A 17,261-nucleotide genomic window follows, 5' to 3' on the forward strand; every position below is an offset into this window, starting at 1 on the left:
GCGATTCCCTCCTCTGCCGCGAAAACCGGGTTTGACCTGCGCAAAAAACCCGTGGGTTAACTGGCAGGGACGGGAGTTGATGAGCCGGGAGTTGGGGTCTAAGGATTCGAACGGTGCATTTCAGGACTGGCTCAGATGTTCGCTACGCAAGCTGTCCATGAGCGCAACGCAAGCCTGTGGTCCTCCTTCGACCAGTGCGTCGAATCGGTCCCACTCGGGCGGAGCATCCTCTGGGCGGCCGAAGCGGTAGCGGCCCCATTCGCCCAGAGCGATCAAGACGGGGACAGTTTGAATCCCGACCTCGGTGAGGCTGTAGGTCACCCGGTGCCCCCGCGGCGCGGGGTCCTTCAGGCTCGCCGGGGCGACGGTGGATGCTGGAGACCGGCTGGGGCAGGACACTGTGTCTGGAGGAGAGCCCGTGGCTGCCCCTGGCCCTCCTGGTAGTGGCTGCGGTGATCGCCTGGGCTCGCAGATCCAGTAACTCAATCCTGGTCGACATTCTCCGACGGTGACGACCACGCATCGAGAAATGGAGAGAAGCAGTGAACGAGATGACACTTCGTGTGACGTCCGACGACGGTACGAGGATCGCCTACGACCGGAAAGGCACTGGCCCGGCGGTGATCCTCGTCGGCGGCACCCTAGACGACGGCGCTGAGAACGCGCCGCTGGCCCGGCTCCTTGCCGACCATTTCACGGTCTACAATTACGCACGACGCGGCCGGGGCGCCAGCGGCAATACACCGCCGTACGCCTTGGCGCGGGAGGTGGAAGACCTCGACGCGCTGATTGCGACAGCCGGCGGCTCAGCTCACGTGTACGGCGCCTCATCTGGCGGCGCCCTCGTGCTGGAGGCAGCAGCGGCAGGTTCGGCGATCGACAAGATCGCGGTGTGGGATGTGCCGTACGTGATCGGGGACGACCTGTGGCCGAGGTTCAACCAGTACCTCGCGGACACCCACGAGGCATACAAAGCCGGCCGGGACGAGGAGCTCCTGGAACTGTTCATGAGGCTTACCGGCGGACCCGACGCGGACATCGCGGCTGGCAAACAGCACCCGCTCTGGGCCTCGTCCGTCGCGCTCGCCCACACGCTCGTCAAAGACGCCGTGATCCTCAATGACTACAAGATCCCCACGAACCGACTTGCCCGCATCACTCAGTCGGTCCTGGTGACCACCGAGGGTCCGACCACCGAGCCCCAGTTCGCAGGCCTCCCGACCGACTTCTTCGACCGCGCCGCGAAAGCGATAACCGCTGCCATCCCCCAGACCGAACGACACACGCTCGACGGGCAGGGACACGTCGTCGCCCCCGAACTCATGGCCCGTGTACTGAAGACGTTCTTCAACCAGTAACCCGTCGACTGATCAGGTGGCGACCGTGGGTCGCTTCGGAACGCAGGCCCATCGGCCACGTCAGCATCGGTCGGTGAGCGGCGACTCCTGAGTTCCGGAGTCTCGCCGCGTGTTGGCGCGAACGCGATCTGCAAGCCTGCGATCCCTTCCCCATGACGGGTGCGCCGATGACGCGGACCTTGCCGCGAGCTCGTCAACTGGGCAGCCAGCGCACGGACTCACCGGCTCTTCGCCGGCGATGGCGCATCAGACTCACAGTGGAGTCTCATGGAGAGCCAATCGACACCCAGCGGATCGCTCTTGCTCACCTACGAAGCCACGAGCGAATGATCATTTGAGGGTCAGTTCAGCCCGCCAATGGTGAGGCCTCGGCGCCACGGCCCAAGGGGTCGGCGGCGTACAGCAGTCACTGCACGGCGCCGGACGAGCACGCCCCCGCGAGGACTTCAGCGCGGCCCGATAGGCGTCGGGTTCCGCCGCATTGGCGCACGTCCCCGGCCATTCCCTCAACCGAAGCCATTCGCACTGTCACGAGATACGCCTCTGCTCACGTGCGGCGGCGATGTACTCGGCATACGTCGTTGCCGAGCCGAGCGCGTGGCGTTCGATCGTGGCCGGGTGGTAGCCGAGCGCGTCGGCGATGATCGGTACCGGGCCGAGCTTGGTGAGTTCGTGCAACGTCCCGAGCCGGGCAGCTCGGGTGCTGAATACAACCTTCAGCCTCTGTCGCAAACTCGAGCCGTGAATGTGCTGGCCGGGCGAGTAGCCGCGGAAGACCCAGTTGCTGTGGGGATGGGACGCAGTGAGGTCGTTGCCGGGTGCGGCTGCGGGTTGGCGCATGGGCTCGTCCAAGGGGGAGGGGAGTGCGAACTCGGTTTTGCCGAGCCTGACGGTGACGACGTCGTCGGTGACGGTGACGTCGTCCCAAGTCAGCTGGGCGACGTCTTCGATGTGCTGGCCGAAGATGATGACCAAGATGGCGGCAGCCCGGTCGCGCGCGCTGAGCTCGTCGCTGTGCACAACGCGCTCGACGACCACGTCCTGTCCAGACTTGGGCAGCTTTCAACTCCCGTTATATAAGCGCCGATAAGCGACATTATGTCAACTACTAGCCTGTCACAGCGTCTGCAGGTAGCTGACGACTCGTGCGGTTGCGCTCCGGTGGATGGGAATCGGTCCCTTCAGCGGGCAGCGGCAGAGGCCGTTGTTGACATTGCTTTGCGACCGTTAGCAGGATGTGGTCTGGCATCGGCCGATGCCCAGCTTCTGAGGACCTGCCCCAGCGGGGTCTTTGAGATGGCGAAGGGGAATCCGCCCTCAAGGCCAACTGTTCGTGTCCAGGCCTGTATCGAGTGTCGCGTCGCTGGGGGGCGAGGACAGCTCGAGGAGGCTTGTCATGACCAAACAGGGCAGTTTCAAGCGCGCCGTCCGCGAACGGGCACGCGAGACCGGGCAGCGGTACACCCAGGCACTCGCCGATCTGGAGCAGATCAACAGATCGCCGTTCGCGCGGACCCGCCCGTTCGAGAAGTTCGACCTCAGGACCCACCTCGAGACGCGGTACGGGATTCAGATCAGCTCGCTGGCACCGATCGACGACGATCCGGCCACCCGGCCACGTGGCTCGTGGCCGGGCCACTACCCATCGACGTTGCTCGTCCGGCGGGAGGACGGTCCGCCGTGGATCGCCCGGGTGTTCTCGTCGCGGGCTGACCAGCTCGCTCGTGTCGAGGGCGACGCGGAGATCCTGCGGTTCCTGGCTGCGCACGACTTTCCCGCTGAACGGATCGCGCACGATGATCCGGTGTCGAGGTTCGACGACAGCGGCGTGATCGTGACGCAGTTCGTCGACGGCGGACGCCCGGCCGACGAGCACGGCCGCAGCGAATCCGCCGAGGTCGCGCATGAACTGGGCAGCCTGTTGGGGCGATTACACACGCTCCCCGCAGCAGCCGGCGCGGTCGCCAGGGACGGCGGTGCGGAGGAAGCCGACGGCGGCTTCTACGTGGGCCGGCCGAAACAGGATCTGGCCGCGGCGATGAGCTTCCTGGCCAGTGTCGAGGACAAAGTGACCCTCGACGGTCGGGAGAAGTTCGAATGGCTGCGCGATCAGGTCGAGAACGCTGACGACGCTGAAGGGCTGCCCGAAGCGCTCACCCACAGCAACTACCACCTCTGGGCCGCCGTCGGCGTCCCCGGCACGCTCACGATCGTAGGCTGGGCCGGCTCCGGGCGCGGGCCGCGGCTACCCGCACTCGCCTGGCTCCTGAGGACTACAGCCGAAGGCAACCCGGACAACATCGACGCCGTCCTGCGCGGCTACCGTCAGTATGTCCAGCTCAGCGACGATGAGGTCCAAAGGCTCCCCCGCATCCTGAACATGCGAGCACTCTGGTTGGCCTGCCTCGATTTCCAGATGGCCGTGAGCAACGGCGACACGCCGACCATCAACGAGGGTTGGGTACAGCCAGGAAGCACCGAGTACGCCGAACGACTGGCGGTGCGCGCTATCGCAGCCTTGAGTCGGTGAGCCCGGCCCGATATATCAGAGCCCGGTCGGACGACCTACCAGGCGAGTCGGTCTAGATGGTTATGGCCGGAAAGGAGGCGAGCGATGCGGTGCTGCGCCGCTTCGCGGATGTCAGGCTGCGGGTGGTGTGCGTAGAGCGCGAGCTCCACGTACATGTCATAGAAGTTCAGGCGCTCGCGCAGATGCTCGCGCTCGAACAGCTCCGGATACGCGCCGTGCAGCCATCCGGGGACCTCTGTGAGTGTGGTCTCGTCGAGCCCTTCTTTGTCGGGTGTGGGTGGGTACTCTCGCGCCCTCGCGCACCAGCGCAGGATGGTGTCGAGCTCGACATCCGCCGGCTGAGCCAACGCCTCCGCGAAGTCGATCAGACTGGTGACGCGTCCTTGGTCGACCATCACGTTGGAACCGTGTAAGTCACCATGGACGAGGACGGGTTCGTCGGTGGCGAACAACGCCAGCCGCTCCTGGATCCAATCGGCGACGTCCGCGAGCAGGCGCGAGTCATGACCGGGCAGTCGCCGGGCAGCCTCGACCTGCTGGAGCGCCGCACTCACTACGGGTGGGTGGAACGCAGGCCACGGCTTGCCGGCGAGCGCGTCGGCCAGCGCGTCGGCCAGCCAGGGCGGCAGCAGGTCGGCCGTGACAGGAACGCGGTGAAGTGCCCGCAACGCAATGCCGAGGCTTTCGATCATTGCTTGGCGCGTGTGCGAGTCCGCCGCCGGCCACGCCTCGTACAGGGTCCGGCCGGGCACGCGTTCGGTGACACACCACGGCCCGTCCGGACCGTCGCCGTGGGCGAGGTGCCGGGCGTGTGGGACCTCGCTGCCGGCGAGCAGGTTGGCGACTGCAGCCTCGTGGCGAAACGAGTCGCGGTACTGTCCGTTGCTCAGTCGTACGACGTGTTCGTCGCCGACCCACACGCGGCTGACCCAGCCGGCCTTTGGACGAAAACGCCCGGTTGCCGGCAGACCAGCGGCCGCCAGCGTCCTCAGCAGCGCCGGATCGCTAGCCGGCTCGTCGACGAACGGTGTTGATCGGGTGATCGCGGTGCTCCTCAGAACGGCTGACAAGGTCTCAACGTATCGACCTCAACCGCTAGCGGAGGAGCGTTTCGAGGTCTGGGAGTCTGCGGAACAGATCCGGTAGGCCGCGGATGCCGTTGCGTGCGGACTCGTGTGACAGGGCGAGGTCTGGGCCGGTGGTCGCCTCGACGCCGGCCAGGCAGCGGAGGATGTTCCACCTCGTGTGGCCCAGCCAGCCGCCGATCATGAACACGAACCAGCTTGGACCCGGCGGCGGCAGTGCTCCGCCTCCTGCGACGTAGCCGTCCAGGACCGCGCGGAAGATGGCTGGCTGGATGTCGTCGAAGCCAGGTCCCTTCGAGATGCTCAGCGCGGTCGAGCCGAGCTCACTGGACAGGTCGAGCATCCCCGAGAGCTCCCAGTCGAGCACCACCGGCCGGCCGTCTCGAGTGAGCAGGTTCCACGGTTGGACGTCCTTGTGGGTCAGTACGACGGGGCCCGGCCGTTCGCAGGTGTCGACGAAGTGGGCAATCGCGAGGAACGTCTCGACCTGGGAGGCGAGTTCCTCGGCCCACGGCTGTCCGGTCGCCACCGCCCGCTCGGCGAGCTCTGGCCAGTCCCGTGACGTCAGTTCTTCGACCGTCCTGTCGGTCCACTCGACGTCGAGCGCGTGGAGGCGCGCGAGGATCTCACCGATCTCGAACGCGTACGCCGCCGGCACCGGTGCTTCGGGCACCTTCTCCCCCTCGACCCACCGGTGGACGAGCGTGTCGGGGCCGGCCGAGATCGGCTCTGGCATCGGGATACCGGCCGCAAACGCCGCCCGCTCGAACCTGAACACGTCCTCGAGGTGGTAGGCGAACCGGCGGTCGGCGAGGTTCAACTCCTTCACCGCGAACGACCCCTGGTCGGTGTCGAGCCGGTACATCCGGTTGGCGAACCCGCCATGCACGCGGACCATCGGCCCGACCGGTACGCCGAGATGCGAGAGATTCATCCCCCGCAATCTAGGGCCTCGCACTTCATCGACGCACCGGAATTACTCTGCCCTTCGTGGCAGATCAGAAGAACATGGAGACCGTTCAAGTCCTCCACCGGACGGGCCAGTGGTGTCCCGGGCGGCGCGTCGGCGACGTTGTCGCGTACGACGCACGAATCCTCCCCCAATACCAGGTTCGCGGACGACCCACGATCGATCGCAGCTACCTGCTGCTCGACGAAGGCATCCAGTTGACCAAGCCCGCGGTGTTCGAAGGTCCGGTCGAAGGCTGGTGGTACGTCGATCTCGTCGAGGTGGAACTGGTCGACGGCGGATATGCCGTACACGATCGCTACGTGGACTTCTTGGTCCCGCCCGGCGCTGACCGCTATCACGTGCTGGATCTGGATGAGCTTGCGGATGCGCTCAGTGCTGGGCACATCACGGCTGCGGAATGCGCCACCGTGCTCAGCAGGACGCAGCGGTTCGTGGACCGGCATCTGCGGGCCACCGAGAAGGGATCTGTGGCTCCCCCACTGCACTTTCCACCGGCCGGTGTCGCCGCACTCGAACCACTCCCCTGCTTCTTCGAATGAAATCTGGAAGGCTGTGTCGGATCAGGACTGAGGTGTTCGTTGCAGGAGTGAATGGCGGCCGACAGGACGCCCGGAGCACACAGGAGTTGACCGAGATGCAGTATCTGGTTTCCGTGATCGACGACAAGAGCAATCCCGGCAGCACGGACCGGCAGCCTGCCATCAGCAAGTTCAACGAACGGCTGATCGCCGAGGGCTTCTGGGTTTTCGCGGGCGGACTCGCCGACACCACCGCGGCCACGGTCATCGACAACCGCGGTGAGCAGCCGGTGGTCACCGACGGGCCGTTCGTGGAGTCGAAGGAGTACCTGGCCGGCGTCTGGGTGTGGGAGGCCCCCGACCTGGATGTGGCGCTCAAGCTCGCCGCCGAGGCGTCGAAGGTCTGCGACCGCAAGATCGAGGTGCGGCCATTCCAGTGAGCGATGTCGAGGAGACGATCACCCGGGTGCACCACGCGGAGTGGGCGCGGGTGGTTGCCTCCCTCACCAAGCGTTTCGGCGACCTCGACATCGCCGAGGAGGCGGCCGCCGAGGCGTTCGCGACCGCCGTCGAGCGCTGGCCGGCCGACGGCGTACCGCCGAATCCCGGCGCCTGGCTGACCACGACCGCGAATCGCAAGGCCATCGACCGGATCCGTCGCGAGAGCAAGCGCGACGACAAGCACAAGGAGGCTCAGATGGTGTACGACGACCCGCCCGAGCCTCTCGGGATCATCGACGACGAGCGGCTCCGGCTGATCTTCACCTGCTGCCACCCGGCGCTCGCGATGGAGACCCGCGTGGCGCTGACGCTGCGCATGGTCGGCGGTCTGACCGTGCCCGAGATCGCCCGTGCCTTCCTGGTGCAGGAAACCGCGATGGGGCAACGGATCACCCGGGCCAAGGCCAAGATCAAGGCCGCTCGAATCCCCTACCGGGTCCCGTCCGCCGAAGATCTCCCGGCCCGCGTCTCCGGTGTGCTCGCCGTCCTCTTCCTGGTCTTCAACGAGGGCTACCTCGCGACCGGCTCCGACACCGACCCGGTGCGCCACGAGCTGACCGCCGAAGCGATCCGGCTCACGCGCCTGATCCGGGCTCTGTTGCCGGCCGACGGTGAGGTCGCCGGCCTGCTGGCACTCATGCTCCTCACCGAGGCCCGCCGTACCGCCCGGATCTCGGCGAGCGGCGAGTTGGTCCCCCTCGATCAGCAGGACCGTGGATCCTGGGACGCCGAGCTGATCGCCGAGGGGCATCGGCTGGTGCGCGAGCGTCTGGCGGCCGGTGTGCGTCCGGGTCGCTACCAGATCCTCGCGGCGATCAACGCCGTACACACCGACGCTCCGGACGTGCGCGACACGGACTGGTCGCAGATCGTTGCCTTGTACGACCAGTTGGTTCGGGTCGACCCGTCTCCGATCGTTGCGCTGAACCGGGCCATTGCGGTCGCGGAGCTCGACGGTCCGGAGGTGGCGCTGGCGACGATCGAGCGTCTCGAGGACCAGTTGACCGGTTATCACGCCTTTCACGCGACGCGGGCCGAGTTGTTGCGGCGGATGCGTCGCGGTCCGGAGGCGCGGGTCGCCTACGACAAGGCGATCGAGTTGGCGGGCAACACCGCCGAGGTCGCCCACCTGACCCGCCGCCGCGACCAGTTGGCCTAGGTTGAAGGGCTGTTGATGCGCGGCGGCAGCGTCTAGCGTGCCGCTGTGATAGTCGGACGGTACGGCGAGCAGTCGCGGATCAATCGCCTCGTGGCCGATGCGAAGGACGGCCGGAGCCGGTCGCTGGTGCTGCGCGGCGAGGCCGGGATCGGCAAGACCGCGCTGCTCGACTACGCGGAGAGTGTCGCCGGCGGCATGCGGGTGCTGCGCGTGGTGGGGATCGAGTCCGAGGCCGAGGTGGCGTACGCCGCCCTCCAGTTGATGTTCGTCCGCGATCTCGACCGCCTGGAAGCGCTCCCCGGCGCGCAGGCGGAGGCTCTCCGGGCTGCGTTCGGCGCGAGCAGCGTCCCGGTCGACCGGATGCTCCCGGGCGCGGCGACGCTGTCGTTGCTGTCCGAGATCGCCGGCGACCGGCCGCTGTTGTGCCTGCTCGACGACGCGCAATGGTTCGATCAGTCGTCGATCGACGCTCTGCTGTTCGCGGTACGACGCTTACACGCCGACCCGGTCGCGACGATCTTCGCCGCCCGAGACGGGGAACGACCGTTCCCTGCCCCCGGACTGGAGAGCGTCTCACTCCCCCGCCTCGGCGCCGCCGACGCCGCTCGACTCGCCGCGGCCGCAGCGACACTCCCGAGCGACGTCGCCGAGCGCGTCCTCGCGGAGTCCGCGGGCAATCCGCTGGCCATCGTCGAGCTGGCAGCCCATGCGACCGAGACGTCGGCGGTCCCGGCGCCCGTCGCGCCGTTGCCTGCCGCAGGCCGACTCGAGGAGCACTTCCGACGGCAGATCGGCGCCCTCGAAGAGCCAACCCGCACGGTCCTGCTGCTGGCCGCCGCCGATCATGGCTCCGCGCTGCCAACACTCATTGCAGCCGCAGCTGAGCTCGGGTGCAACACGGGCGACTTCGAGCCGGCCGAGCGCATCCGACTGATCCAAGTAGGTGCCGACGGCGTGGTGTTCCGCCATCCACTGATCAGGTCGGCGGCCTATCAGGAGGCGCCCTTCGCCCGCCGGGTCGCGGCGCACCGGGCACTCGCTGAGGTGCTGACTGACCCGCGCGACGCTGACCGGCGCGCTTGGCACGTCGCAGCCGCCGCCGGTGGACCGGACGACGCAGCGGCAGACGGCCTGGAGCAGGTCGCCCGGCGAGCGACGGGACGTGGCGCGGCCGCGGCCGCTGCGCGGGCCCTCGACCGCGCGGCCCAACTAAGCAGCGCACCGGCCCTTCGCGGGAAGCGGCTGGTAGCTGCCGCGCGGGCGGCGTACGACGCAGGCCAGCTGGACCGAGCCGTCGAGCTGGCAGCCGCCGGCGCCGAGCTGAGCAACGCACCCAGTGAGGTGGCGGAGGCCGGCTGGATCCGCGCACAGGTGGCCTATGAGCGTACGTCGCCGGCCGAAGCGACCCGGATCGCGCTGGAGGCCGTCGCCCCGGTGCTGGCCACCGAGCCAGACCTCGCTGTCTCGATCCTGACCGAGGCCACCTGGTGCGCACGCGACGCGGCGGACCCCGCACTGCTGCGTCGCTGCGCGGAGCGGCTCCGCTCGGTCCCGGAAGGTCCGACACCGGTGATCGACGGACTGGTGGGCTTCGCTGACCTCCTGTGTGGTGACGTCGCCGCGGCGGTCGAACCGATGCGCACCGCAGCTCTTGCTGTCCGCGACAGCGTCGACGGCGACACCCTGGAGCGACTGAGCGCAGCGTTCCTGGGACTGCTGATCGGCGAGGACGAAGCAGCAGTCGGGGTGCTGGACACAGTTGTCGCCCAGCTGCGCAGCCGCGGCGAGCTGGGCTGGCTGCCCTACGCCCAAGAGCCCCTGGTGCTCGCCCAACTCGTGACTGGCCGGATCCGCGACGCCGACAGCAACGTCGCGGAGGCGATGGCGCTCGCCGAGGAGCTGGGTCAGCACCTGGAGGTCATCGTCCTGTCCGCCATGGCGGCCTGGCTCGCCGCAGCCCGCGGCGACAGCGTCGACGCCGAGCGACTCGCAGTACGCGTCATGAACGACTCGCGGCAGCACGGCATGGCGGCAGCGCAGGCCACGTGGACGCTCGGTCTGCTCCACCTCATGAACGGCGACCCGCACCGCGCACTCAGCCGGCTCGAAGTGGCCTGCGAAGGTCCGCCCGGTCGCGACGTGACAGTGCGCGCGATCCCGGATCAGGTCGAGGCCGCCGTGCGAATCGGCGACACCGACCGGGCCCGGCGGTACCTAGGCTGGCTCACCGACTGGGCGTCGTACACCAAGAGCCCGGTCGCCTCGGCCCTCCTGCTGCGTTGTCAGGCGCTGCTTGACTATGGCGCGACGGCGGACCGACTGTTCGAAGAGTCCCTGGCGACCGGTCCCTACGACCAGGCACGGACTCGGCTCGTGTACGGCGAATGGTTGCGCAGGCACCGGCGCCCCAACGCAGCCAAGGAACAACTGGTCGAAGCGTACGAGACCTTCGACCGGATCGGTGCTCACGGCTGGCTACCGCGCGTGCGTTCAGAGCTGACCGCGCTCGGCGAGACCGCTCCCGGGGAAGCAGAGAGCTCCGGCGGACTGACCCCGCAGGAACTGCAGGTGGTTCGTCGCGCCGCCCTGGGGATGAGCAACCGCGAGATTGCCGCCGAGCTGTTCCTCAGCCCGCGCACGGTCGGCCACCACCTTTACAAGGCGTACCCGAAACTCGGGGTCAAACGACGGGCCGAGCTCGGGCACCTCGACCTATGACGGCCCCCGGATGACCGGCGACCGGCGGCTCGGCGCCAGTCGTTCGACAGATGCGAACGGGCCGGCCGGATTCCTAGCCTCGAAGGCATGGGAAAGGTCATCGTTCACAACCAGATCACTGTCAACGGCGCCTTCGAGGCGCCCTCGCCCGAGGAGTGGCTCGAGCTCGACGCCGACAGCGGCGACGCGGGCCTGGAGCAACTGATCCTGGCCGACGCGCTCCTCCTCGGCCGCAAGACGTACGAAGGGCTGGCCGCCGTCTGGCCGCACCTCGGTGAGGACCCGTCGATGGGGTACTACGCCGAGCGGGTCAACGGCATGCCCAAGTACGTCGCCTCGCGGACCCTCACCGGATCGCTGGACTGGAACTCCACGCTCATCGAAGGCGACGTGGTCCAGGCGATCCCGGCCCTCAAGGAGAAGCACCAGGGCAACCTGATCGTCTCCGGCTGCGGCGAGTTCGCGCACACGCTGGCCCAGGAGGGGCTGGTCGACGAGTTCTGGTTCTGGATGAACCCGCACCTGTGGCCGTCCGGACCGCGGATCCTCGACGGGGTCGGCCCGATCCGCCTCCAGTTGGTGTCGCTCACGCCGTACCGGTCCGGTGTCGTCTGGCTGCGCTACCGGCCGGCGGGAGCCTGAGATGGCCAAGACGATCATGTACGCCGCCGTGTCCGCCGACGGCTACGTCGCGACGCCCGACGGCGGGATCGGGCCGCTGTTCGACTGGTTCCAGCACGGCGACGTGGTCTGGGAGTGGAACGGGACCGAGATGCGCACCAACAAGGCCACCAAGGACTTCATCCAGGCGGTCTACCCCGGCGACATCGGCGCGATGGTGGTCGGCCGGTTCGTGTTCGACCAGACCAACGGCTGGGACGGTCAGGCGGTGGCCGGTGACCGCGTCTTCGTGGTCACCCACGAGGAGCCGAAGAGCTGGGAGTTCATCGACACCGCGCCGTTCACGTTCGTCACCGACGGGGTCGAGTCGGCCATCGCCCAGGCCCGCGAGGTCGCCGGCGACCGGATCGTCGATGTCGCGGCCGGGAACGTCGGCGGGCAGGCGTTACGTCTCGGCCTGATCGACCAGGTGGTGATGAACGTCGTACCCGTGGTGTTCGGCACGGGCCGGCCGTTCTTCGGCGGGGCCGACGGCGAGGTCACGCTCGCCGACCCGTCGCTCGTCGCGCAGGGCGAGCGCGTGACCCACCTCGTGTACGACGTACCGCCGATCAGGTAGCGCTACTGGCCGACGCGGCCGTCGACGCACTCTCGAAGCAGGTCGGCGTGACCGCAGTGCCGGGCGTACTCCTCGATGCGGTGAACCATGAGCTCCCGGACCGCGGTGTCGTCCTTGGGCAGGCGTTCACTGAGGTCCGGGTGTTCGGCAAGCGCCGCGTCGGTGGCGGCCTGTTCGCGGGCGAGGTCTGCGTAGGCGGCGTCGACCATCGCCTGCTCGGCGACTGCCTCGTCGAAGTCGGCGTCACGCTTGCCGTACAGCTTCGGCAGCGGCTCGCTGGGGTTCATCCAGGTCCGCCAGTCGCGCTCGACCTCGGCGAGGTGGCGCAGCAGGCCGAGGAGCGACATCGTGGACGGCGGAACGGAGCGACGAGCGAGCTGTTCCGGGTCCAGGCCCTCGCACTTCATCAGCAGCGTCAGGCGGTACCCGTCGAGAAAGTCCAGCAACGTCGCCAGCTCGCCGTCCGGGCTGGAGTCGTTGTTGCGCGGATCCTGGTCCGGGTCGGCCCACATATCGGGGTAAACGGTCGCCTGGGTCCACCGCTCGGGTTGCTCACTCATGCCCCGAATGCTGCTGCTTGAACACTCCCCTGCCAAGTGGATTTCACAGCCTCTTGGTGTCAAATGCGTGGTGCGACTTGGTTGGCGAACAGGTCAAGTTGCCTCAGTGGGTCGCCTAGGGGCCAGAGGTGGGCTCGGTGGCAGTTGGCCTGGGCGTAGCGGGAGAGGAGGTCGGCGCAGTGACCGGCCGGGCCGACGCAGACGCGGTCGCGGAGGTCCTCGGGGTCGCGCTTGAGCAACGGCGCGAGGACGTCGTGGACGACGCGTTCGCGCTCGGACCGGTCCTCGGTGATCCAGGTCCACATCGTCACGAGGGCGTTCGGAAAGGCAGCCAGCTGCTGCTGTGCCGTCGCGAACTGCTCCGGGCTGGTGTTGTACGCCGACGCGAGCCAGCCATCCGCGAGCCGGCCAACCCGGCGCAGCCCGGCCGGTGAACCCCAACTTCCGATCCACACCGGGATTCCACCGTCTTTGACTGGCAGCGGCTGCAATTCACCGTCCGGCACTGCGTAATAGCGAGTCTTCTCCGGCATCGGCCCGCGCCCGAGAAGGGCCCGGAGAATCGTCACCGCCTCCTCGAACCGGCTCCATCGGTCCTCGAAAGATATTCCGACAGCGTCATAATCCCGCCGCGAGGATCCCGGCCCAACGCCGGCAATGATCCGCCCGCCCGACAGCACGTCCAGCGCAACCAAGGTCTTTGCCAGCGGCACAGGTCCGCGGAGGGAAAGCAGCGAGATCGTCGTCGCCAGCGTCAGGTCTCCGGAGCGATCCAGTACGGCTGCGAGCGCGGTCGGCCCGTCGAGCCACGGGGTCGAGAACAGGAAGTGGTCGTTGGCCGAGACGGTCGTGAAGCCGCCGTCGCGCGCCGCGTCGACGGTCGCCTGCAGGCCGGCGAGCGACACTGCCTCGCCGCCGAACTCCATCAACGGCAGATGCACCCCGAACTCCACGCCGCCTCCCCCAAGGCCCGCCATTCACCTGGTCACCGGTGCGAAAAAGTTGCCGCAAAAGCTGGACGGAATTCACAGCTGGGCTTATCCTGGCGAAATGCAGAAAGCGCAGAAGAATACGCTCTCATCAATTAACTTATCACCAGAAAATGCGCAGCGCAAGTCGATGATCGGGGGCCAGGCTGTCGGCCGGGTCGGGTTCGGGACGAAGCGGCTGGCCGGGAGCAACGGGCCGAATGCGCAGGAGCAGGCGATCGCCCTGCTGCGGTACGCCGTCGAGCTCGGCGTCGACCACATCGACACCGCCGACTTTTACCCGTCGTACGGCGTGACCCGGCAGCACGACCCGTCGACAGGCGGTTCGGGCCCGCACAACGACTTCGTCAGCCTCGGCTGGGCGAACGACGTTGTCCGCCGCGCGCTGGCGCCGTACTCGGATGAGATCGTCGTCGCCACCAAGGTGGGGCCGACCAAGGCGGGGATGGCGCGGCCGGATCAGTTGCCGGAGCTGGTCGAGCGTGACCTGCGTTCGCTCGGGCGGGAAGCGCTGGACATCGTCTACCTGCGCCAGCAAGGCCTCGACTCCATCGCCGAGCACTTCGGGGTCCTGGCCGAGTTGCGGGAGAAGGGCCTGATCCGGCACCTGGCGGTGTCGAACGTCCGGATGCAGCACATCGAGGAAGCGCGGGCGATCGCACCGGTCGTCGCGGTGCAGAACAGGTACGGCGTGGGCTTCGGCCGGGTGAACGACGAGGTGCTCGACTTCTGCGGGAAGGAGGGGATGGCGTTCGTCCCGTTCTTCGCGGTGACGGCGGCCGGTCGCGAGGCGGGCGGTGTCTCCGCGGACGACACCGTGCTCGCCATCGCTCGTGACCACGACGCGACACCTGCTCAGATCCGGATCGCCTGGACGTTGTCCCGGGGCGACCACGTGCTCGCGATCCCGGGTACCGGCAACCGCGATCACCTGGCCGAGAACGTGGCTGCCGGCGACATCAACCTCTCCCCCGAGCAGGTCGCCGTACTGGACGCGCTCACGGATCAGTCGTAGTAGCGGCGGACGCTGGAGCCGATGCGGGTCACATCGGTGCCGTAGATGTGGAGGGAGATCGCGGTGGTGTCGGTGGTGTTGTGGACGCGGTGGATGTCGCCGGGTGGGGCGAAGCCGCTGACGTCGCCGACCTTGTTGTCGCTCTCCCCCAGCAGCTGGAGGTCGGCGTCGAACAGCTCCTCGTGCTCGACTCCTTGGAGTACGCCGAACACGCACCACGTCACGTGGTCGTGGATGCGGGTGATCTGGCCCGGTCGCCAGACCAGTCCGATGATCGAGAACGAGCCGTCGGGTTCGACGTGCAGGGTGTGGCTGCGGTAGCTCTCGGGTGAGCCGTCGCGCTGCTCGGCGGTCAGGATGTCCTCTGGGCGAGGCAAGTGCAGGCGGAGCTGGTCGGACACGAGGTCGGCGGTGTCCGACCAGTTCGCGTGCTTGGTGACGGCAGTGCGTACGCCTTCGATCAACGCTGTCAGGGGGTGAATCAGTGTGGTTGTCATGTATCGAGCGTGCGCGCGGCCGACCCATAACGTCCAATGCCAATCTTCATGCTCATCGATAGATAGAGTTGATGCATGCTGGACGTCACTCGCTTGCGCGTGATCGAGGCGGTCGCGCGGCACGGTTCCGTCACGGCGGCGGCGCGGGAGTTGCACTACTCGCAGCCGTCGGTGACGCATCACCTCGCTCGGCTCGAGGCCGAGACCGGTGCGCAACTGCTGCAACGGGTCGGTCGCGGCATCCGGTTGACGGCGGCCGGTCAGCTGCTGGCCGACCGGGCGGCCGAGATCCTCGGGCGGATCGATGCGGTCGACGCGGAGCTGGCCGCGCACGTCGGGCTGACCGCCGGCCGGGTCCGGCTCGCCGGGTTCTCGTCTGCGATCGGGTCGCTGATCCCGCGTGCTGTGAGCACGCTGGCCGGGACGCATCCCGGCCTGCAGATCGGCCTGACCGACATGCATCCGCCCGAGGCGCTCGACCTGCTACGCACCGGCAAGGTCGACGTCGCGGTGATCTTCCGGTACGACGAGACCGAACCCGAACCGAGCGGCGTACGACTGCACCACCTGCTCGACGACCCGGTGTACTTGCTGTCACCGGGCCGAGAGCAACGACTTGCCGACCTTCACGACGCCACCTGGATCGCGGGCTGTGCCCGGTGTCGCAGCCATCTGCTGTCGGTGTGCGCCGAGGAAGGCTACGAGCCGAAGATCGGCTACACCTCCGACGACATGGTCGTCATGCAGACCCTGGTCGCCGCCGGTCTCGGCGTGACCACGATGCCCGGGCTGGCCCTGCGTGCCCATCGGACCGACGGGATCTTCGCGACCGAGCTCCCGGGTTCACGACGGCACGTGTACGCCGCGACGTACGGCGAACCCCCCGACCCACCCGCCACCGCAGCCCTCCTCGCCGCCCTCACCGAAGCGGCTCACGCGTGAGATCTGTTGCCTCCTTCGACGTCGACGGAACACTCGTCCCCGGCATCTCGTCGGCGGTCCACCTAGCCGGCTACCTCGGCCATGCGGCTGCTGTGTTCGAAGCCGAGGCGGCCTGGGACGCAGGGCTGGTCGAGGCACGGTACGTCGAGGAGCTCGACGCCCGTGGCTGGGCCAGGACCAGCGAGACGCAAGTCCGCGAGTGACTCGGCGAACTCCCGTTGGTCGACGGCATCGCCGAGGTCGTGGAGTGGTGCGTCGAGCACGACGTGGTGCCCGCGCTGCGACCCTCGCCTGGCACCCCGTCGGCGTCTACCTCTGCGACACCTTCGGCTTCGTCGAGCGTGCGAACCCGCGCTGGAAGTCCGCAACGGTGTCTACACAGGCATCGCCATCGCCTTCAACGCAAACGGACCGGGCTCGAGCACGATCCCGTGAGGCACCGAGATGGTCAGGGCATGCGGCCGGTCTCGCCGGGCTTGCCCGACTCCCCCGGCTGACCCAGCTCGGCCGGTTTGCGCAGTCTCCCCCGGCTGACCCAGCTCGGCCGGTTTGCCCAGCTCCCCCGGTTTGCCTGGTTTGCCCGGCATATGGCCAGTTTCGTCCGCATCCCGGGACCCCGGTGGAATCACCTGGGGGCTTGCACAGGAACTGGGGACCTAGGACAGGCTGTGTGATGTCCGAGGTCCCCGGAGGGTGTTCAAGCCCGCGGCTCTCAGCCGAACCTGACCAGCATGCGGACCAATCCGACCACCCACCGAACCATCTCCTCGAGGACCTGAAGCCCACGGAGTTCGCGCGCCGCCGACACGCTCCAGGCCCGCGGCCGTGATCAGCCCGACGATGTGTTGACGACCTCCGCCTCGGTTCGGTTCACCCGAACCCCAACCTCCGGATGCACCGCCGGCAAACACCGTCCGATCCGACCCCAATCTCCGGACGCGCCACCGACACAACCCCGGCCCACCCGAACCCAACCTCATGATCCACATCCCCCGGATCCACCCCGGCACACCGAATCCACCCCCGGCACGCGACCACTCCGGTGAGCTGCTCCGGAACAGCTGCGTCCTTCCCTGGTCGTGGGGGGGGGGGGGGGGGGGGGGGGGGGGGGGGGGGGGGGGCGGCCGCGGGGGGGGGGGCGGGAACCCCCCCCCCACCCACCACACCCCCCACACC

The 17,261-nt window shown here is 68.1% G+C and carries 17 protein-coding genes; 11 read left to right on the top strand and 6 right to left on the bottom strand.

What is annotated here, in order from left to right; translation table 11 throughout:
* Nucleotides 1–551 precede the first annotated feature (551 nt).
* Nucleotides 552–1,358 (top strand): alpha/beta fold hydrolase, encoded by an 807-nt coding sequence (locus ACIBGM_RS42860; RefSeq protein WP_396388841.1) that lies wholly within the window; start codon nucleotides 552–554, stop codon nucleotides 1,356–1,358.
* 528 nt (nucleotides 1,359–1,886) lie between these two features.
* Here ACIBGM_RS42860 and ACIBGM_RS42865 read toward each other — a convergent pair.
* Nucleotides 1,887–2,396, bottom strand: a complete 510-nt coding sequence (locus ACIBGM_RS42865; RefSeq protein ID WP_360520158.1) for a tyrosine-type recombinase/integrase — start codon at nucleotides 2,394–2,396, stop codon at nucleotides 1,887–1,889.
* A 358-nt stretch (nucleotides 2,397–2,754) separates the two neighbouring features.
* Between ACIBGM_RS42865 and ACIBGM_RS42870 the strand changes: the two genes are divergently transcribed.
* A complete protein-coding gene (locus ACIBGM_RS42870; RefSeq protein WP_360520160.1) occupies nucleotides 2,755–3,888 on the top strand; it encodes an aminoglycoside phosphotransferase in 1,134 nt (377 codons plus the stop codon).
* A 35-nt stretch (nucleotides 3,889–3,923) separates the two neighbouring features.
* On the opposite strand, the gene ACIBGM_RS42875 is transcribed toward ACIBGM_RS42870, so the two are convergent.
* Nucleotides 3,924–4,958, bottom strand: a complete 1,035-nt coding sequence (locus tag ACIBGM_RS42875) for an aminoglycoside phosphotransferase family protein (RefSeq protein WP_360520162.1) — start codon at nucleotides 4,956–4,958, stop codon at nucleotides 3,924–3,926.
* Nucleotides 4,959–4,983: 25 nt separating this feature from the next.
* Nucleotides 4,984–5,907 (bottom strand): phosphotransferase, encoded by a 924-nt coding sequence (locus ACIBGM_RS42880; RefSeq protein WP_360520164.1) that lies wholly within the window; start codon nucleotides 5,905–5,907, stop codon nucleotides 4,984–4,986.
* 56 nt (nucleotides 5,908–5,963) lie between these two features.
* Here ACIBGM_RS42880 and ACIBGM_RS42885 point away from each other — a divergent pair, with 56 nt between their 5' ends.
* The 6 genes from ACIBGM_RS42885 to ACIBGM_RS42910 all read left to right on the top strand — a co-directional run bounded on the left by ACIBGM_RS42885 (nucleotide 5,964) and on the right by ACIBGM_RS42910 (nucleotide 12,082).
* Entirely contained in the window at nucleotides 5,964–6,485 is a 522-nt protein-coding gene (locus ACIBGM_RS42885) for a hypothetical protein (RefSeq protein ID WP_360520166.1), read from the top strand.
* Nucleotides 6,486–6,580: 95 nt separating this feature from the next.
* Nucleotides 6,581–6,904 (top strand): YciI family protein, encoded by a 324-nt coding sequence (locus tag ACIBGM_RS42890; protein ID WP_360520168.1) that lies wholly within the window; start codon nucleotides 6,581–6,583, stop codon nucleotides 6,902–6,904.
* Nucleotides 6,901–8,124: a DUF6596 domain-containing protein gene (locus tag ACIBGM_RS42895; RefSeq protein ID WP_360520170.1), complete on the top strand. Its 1,224-nt coding sequence runs from the start codon at nucleotides 6,901–6,903 to the stop codon at nucleotides 8,122–8,124. The genes ACIBGM_RS42890 and ACIBGM_RS42895 overlap by 4 nt, the downstream gene beginning before the upstream one ends.
* A 45-nt stretch (nucleotides 8,125–8,169) precedes the next feature.
* Nucleotides 8,170–10,842, top strand: coding sequence for an AAA family ATPase (locus tag ACIBGM_RS42900; protein ID WP_396388827.1), 2,673 nt, complete (start codon nucleotides 8,170–8,172; stop codon nucleotides 10,840–10,842).
* A gap of 87 nt (nucleotides 10,843–10,929) precedes the next feature.
* The gene (locus ACIBGM_RS42905; RefSeq protein ID WP_360520173.1) at nucleotides 10,930–11,484 is read left to right on the top strand and encodes a dihydrofolate reductase family protein; all 555 of its coding nucleotides are present in this window, start codon (nucleotides 10,930–10,932) and stop codon (nucleotides 11,482–11,484) included.
* 1 nt (nucleotide 11,485) lies between these two features.
* The gene (locus tag ACIBGM_RS42910) at nucleotides 11,486–12,082 is read left to right on the top strand and encodes a dihydrofolate reductase family protein (protein ID WP_396388828.1); all 597 of its coding nucleotides are present in this window, start codon (nucleotides 11,486–11,488) and stop codon (nucleotides 12,080–12,082) included.
* Between the two features lie 2 nt (nucleotides 12,083–12,084).
* On the opposite strand, the gene ACIBGM_RS42915 is transcribed toward ACIBGM_RS42910, so the two are convergent.
* Together ACIBGM_RS42915 and ACIBGM_RS42920 are read right to left on the bottom strand one after the other, a co-directional pair.
* Nucleotides 12,085–12,642, bottom strand: coding sequence for a DinB family protein (locus tag ACIBGM_RS42915; RefSeq protein WP_396388829.1), 558 nt, complete (start codon nucleotides 12,640–12,642; stop codon nucleotides 12,085–12,087).
* Between the two features lie 59 nt (nucleotides 12,643–12,701).
* On the bottom strand, nucleotides 12,702–13,595 hold the full coding sequence (locus ACIBGM_RS42920) for an LLM class flavin-dependent oxidoreductase (protein ID WP_396388830.1): 894 nt from the start codon (nucleotides 13,593–13,595) through the stop codon (nucleotides 12,702–12,704).
* A 166-nt stretch (nucleotides 13,596–13,761) separates the two neighbouring features.
* On the opposite strand from ACIBGM_RS42920, the gene ACIBGM_RS42925 reads away from it, so the two are divergent.
* Nucleotides 13,762–14,646: an aldo/keto reductase gene (locus tag ACIBGM_RS42925; RefSeq protein ID WP_396388831.1), complete on the top strand. Its 885-nt coding sequence runs from the start codon at nucleotides 13,762–13,764 to the stop codon at nucleotides 14,644–14,646.
* On the opposite strand, the gene ACIBGM_RS42930 is transcribed toward ACIBGM_RS42925, so the two are convergent.
* Nucleotides 14,637–15,143: a hypothetical protein gene (locus ACIBGM_RS42930; protein ID WP_396388832.1), complete on the bottom strand. Its 507-nt coding sequence runs from the start codon at nucleotides 15,141–15,143 to the stop codon at nucleotides 14,637–14,639. The genes ACIBGM_RS42925 and ACIBGM_RS42930 overlap by 10 nt on opposite strands.
* A gap of 75 nt (nucleotides 15,144–15,218) precedes the next feature.
* On the opposite strand from ACIBGM_RS42930, the gene ACIBGM_RS42935 reads away from it, so the two are divergent.
* Together ACIBGM_RS42935 and ACIBGM_RS42940 are read left to right on the top strand one after the other, a co-directional pair.
* On the top strand, nucleotides 15,219–16,085 hold the full coding sequence (locus ACIBGM_RS42935) for a LysR family transcriptional regulator (RefSeq protein ID WP_360520185.1): 867 nt from the start codon (nucleotides 15,219–15,221) through the stop codon (nucleotides 16,083–16,085).
* Entirely contained in the window at nucleotides 16,082–16,288 is a 207-nt protein-coding gene (locus ACIBGM_RS42940; protein ID WP_360520187.1) for a hypothetical protein, read from the top strand. The genes ACIBGM_RS42935 and ACIBGM_RS42940 overlap by 4 nt, the downstream gene beginning before the upstream one ends.
* Nucleotides 16,289–17,261: the final 973 nt, after the last annotated feature.

Origin of the sequence: Kribbella sp. NPDC050470 (assembly GCF_044458365.1) — a bacterium.
GTDB lineage: Bacteria > Actinomycetota > Actinomycetes > Propionibacteriales > Kribbellaceae > Kribbella.

Excerpts from the sequence above, each read along its gene's own strand:
- ACIBGM_RS42915 (WP_396388829.1), bottom strand. The coding sequence starts at position 12,642 with ATGAGTGAGCAACCCGAGCGGTGGACCCAGGCGACCGTTTACCCCGAT.
- ACIBGM_RS42905 (WP_360520173.1), top strand. The coding sequence starts at position 10,930 with ATGGGAAAGGTCATCGTTCACAACCAGATCACTGTCAACGGCGCCTTC.
- ACIBGM_RS42930 (WP_396388832.1), bottom strand. The coding sequence starts at position 15,143 with ATGACAACCACACTGATTCACCCCCTGACAGCGTTGATCGAAGGCGTA.
- ACIBGM_RS42890 (WP_360520168.1), top strand. The coding sequence starts at position 6,581 with ATGCAGTATCTGGTTTCCGTGATCGACGACAAGAGCAATCCCGGCAGC.
- ACIBGM_RS42860 (WP_396388841.1), top strand. The coding sequence starts at position 552 with ATGACACTTCGTGTGACGTCCGACGACGGTACGAGGATCGCCTACGAC.
- ACIBGM_RS42910 (WP_396388828.1), top strand. The coding sequence starts at position 11,486 with ATGGCCAAGACGATCATGTACGCCGCCGTGTCCGCCGACGGCTACGTC.
- ACIBGM_RS42935 (WP_360520185.1), top strand. The coding sequence starts at position 15,219 with ATGCTGGACGTCACTCGCTTGCGCGTGATCGAGGCGGTCGCGCGGCAC.
- ACIBGM_RS42925 (WP_396388831.1), top strand. The coding sequence starts at position 13,762 with ATGATCGGGGGCCAGGCTGTCGGCCGGGTCGGGTTCGGGACGAAGCGG.
- ACIBGM_RS42870 (WP_360520160.1), top strand. The coding sequence starts at position 2,755 with ATGACCAAACAGGGCAGTTTCAAGCGCGCCGTCCGCGAACGGGCACGC.
- ACIBGM_RS42880 (WP_360520164.1), bottom strand. The coding sequence starts at position 5,907 with ATGAATCTCTCGCATCTCGGCGTACCGGTCGGGCCGATGGTCCGCGTG.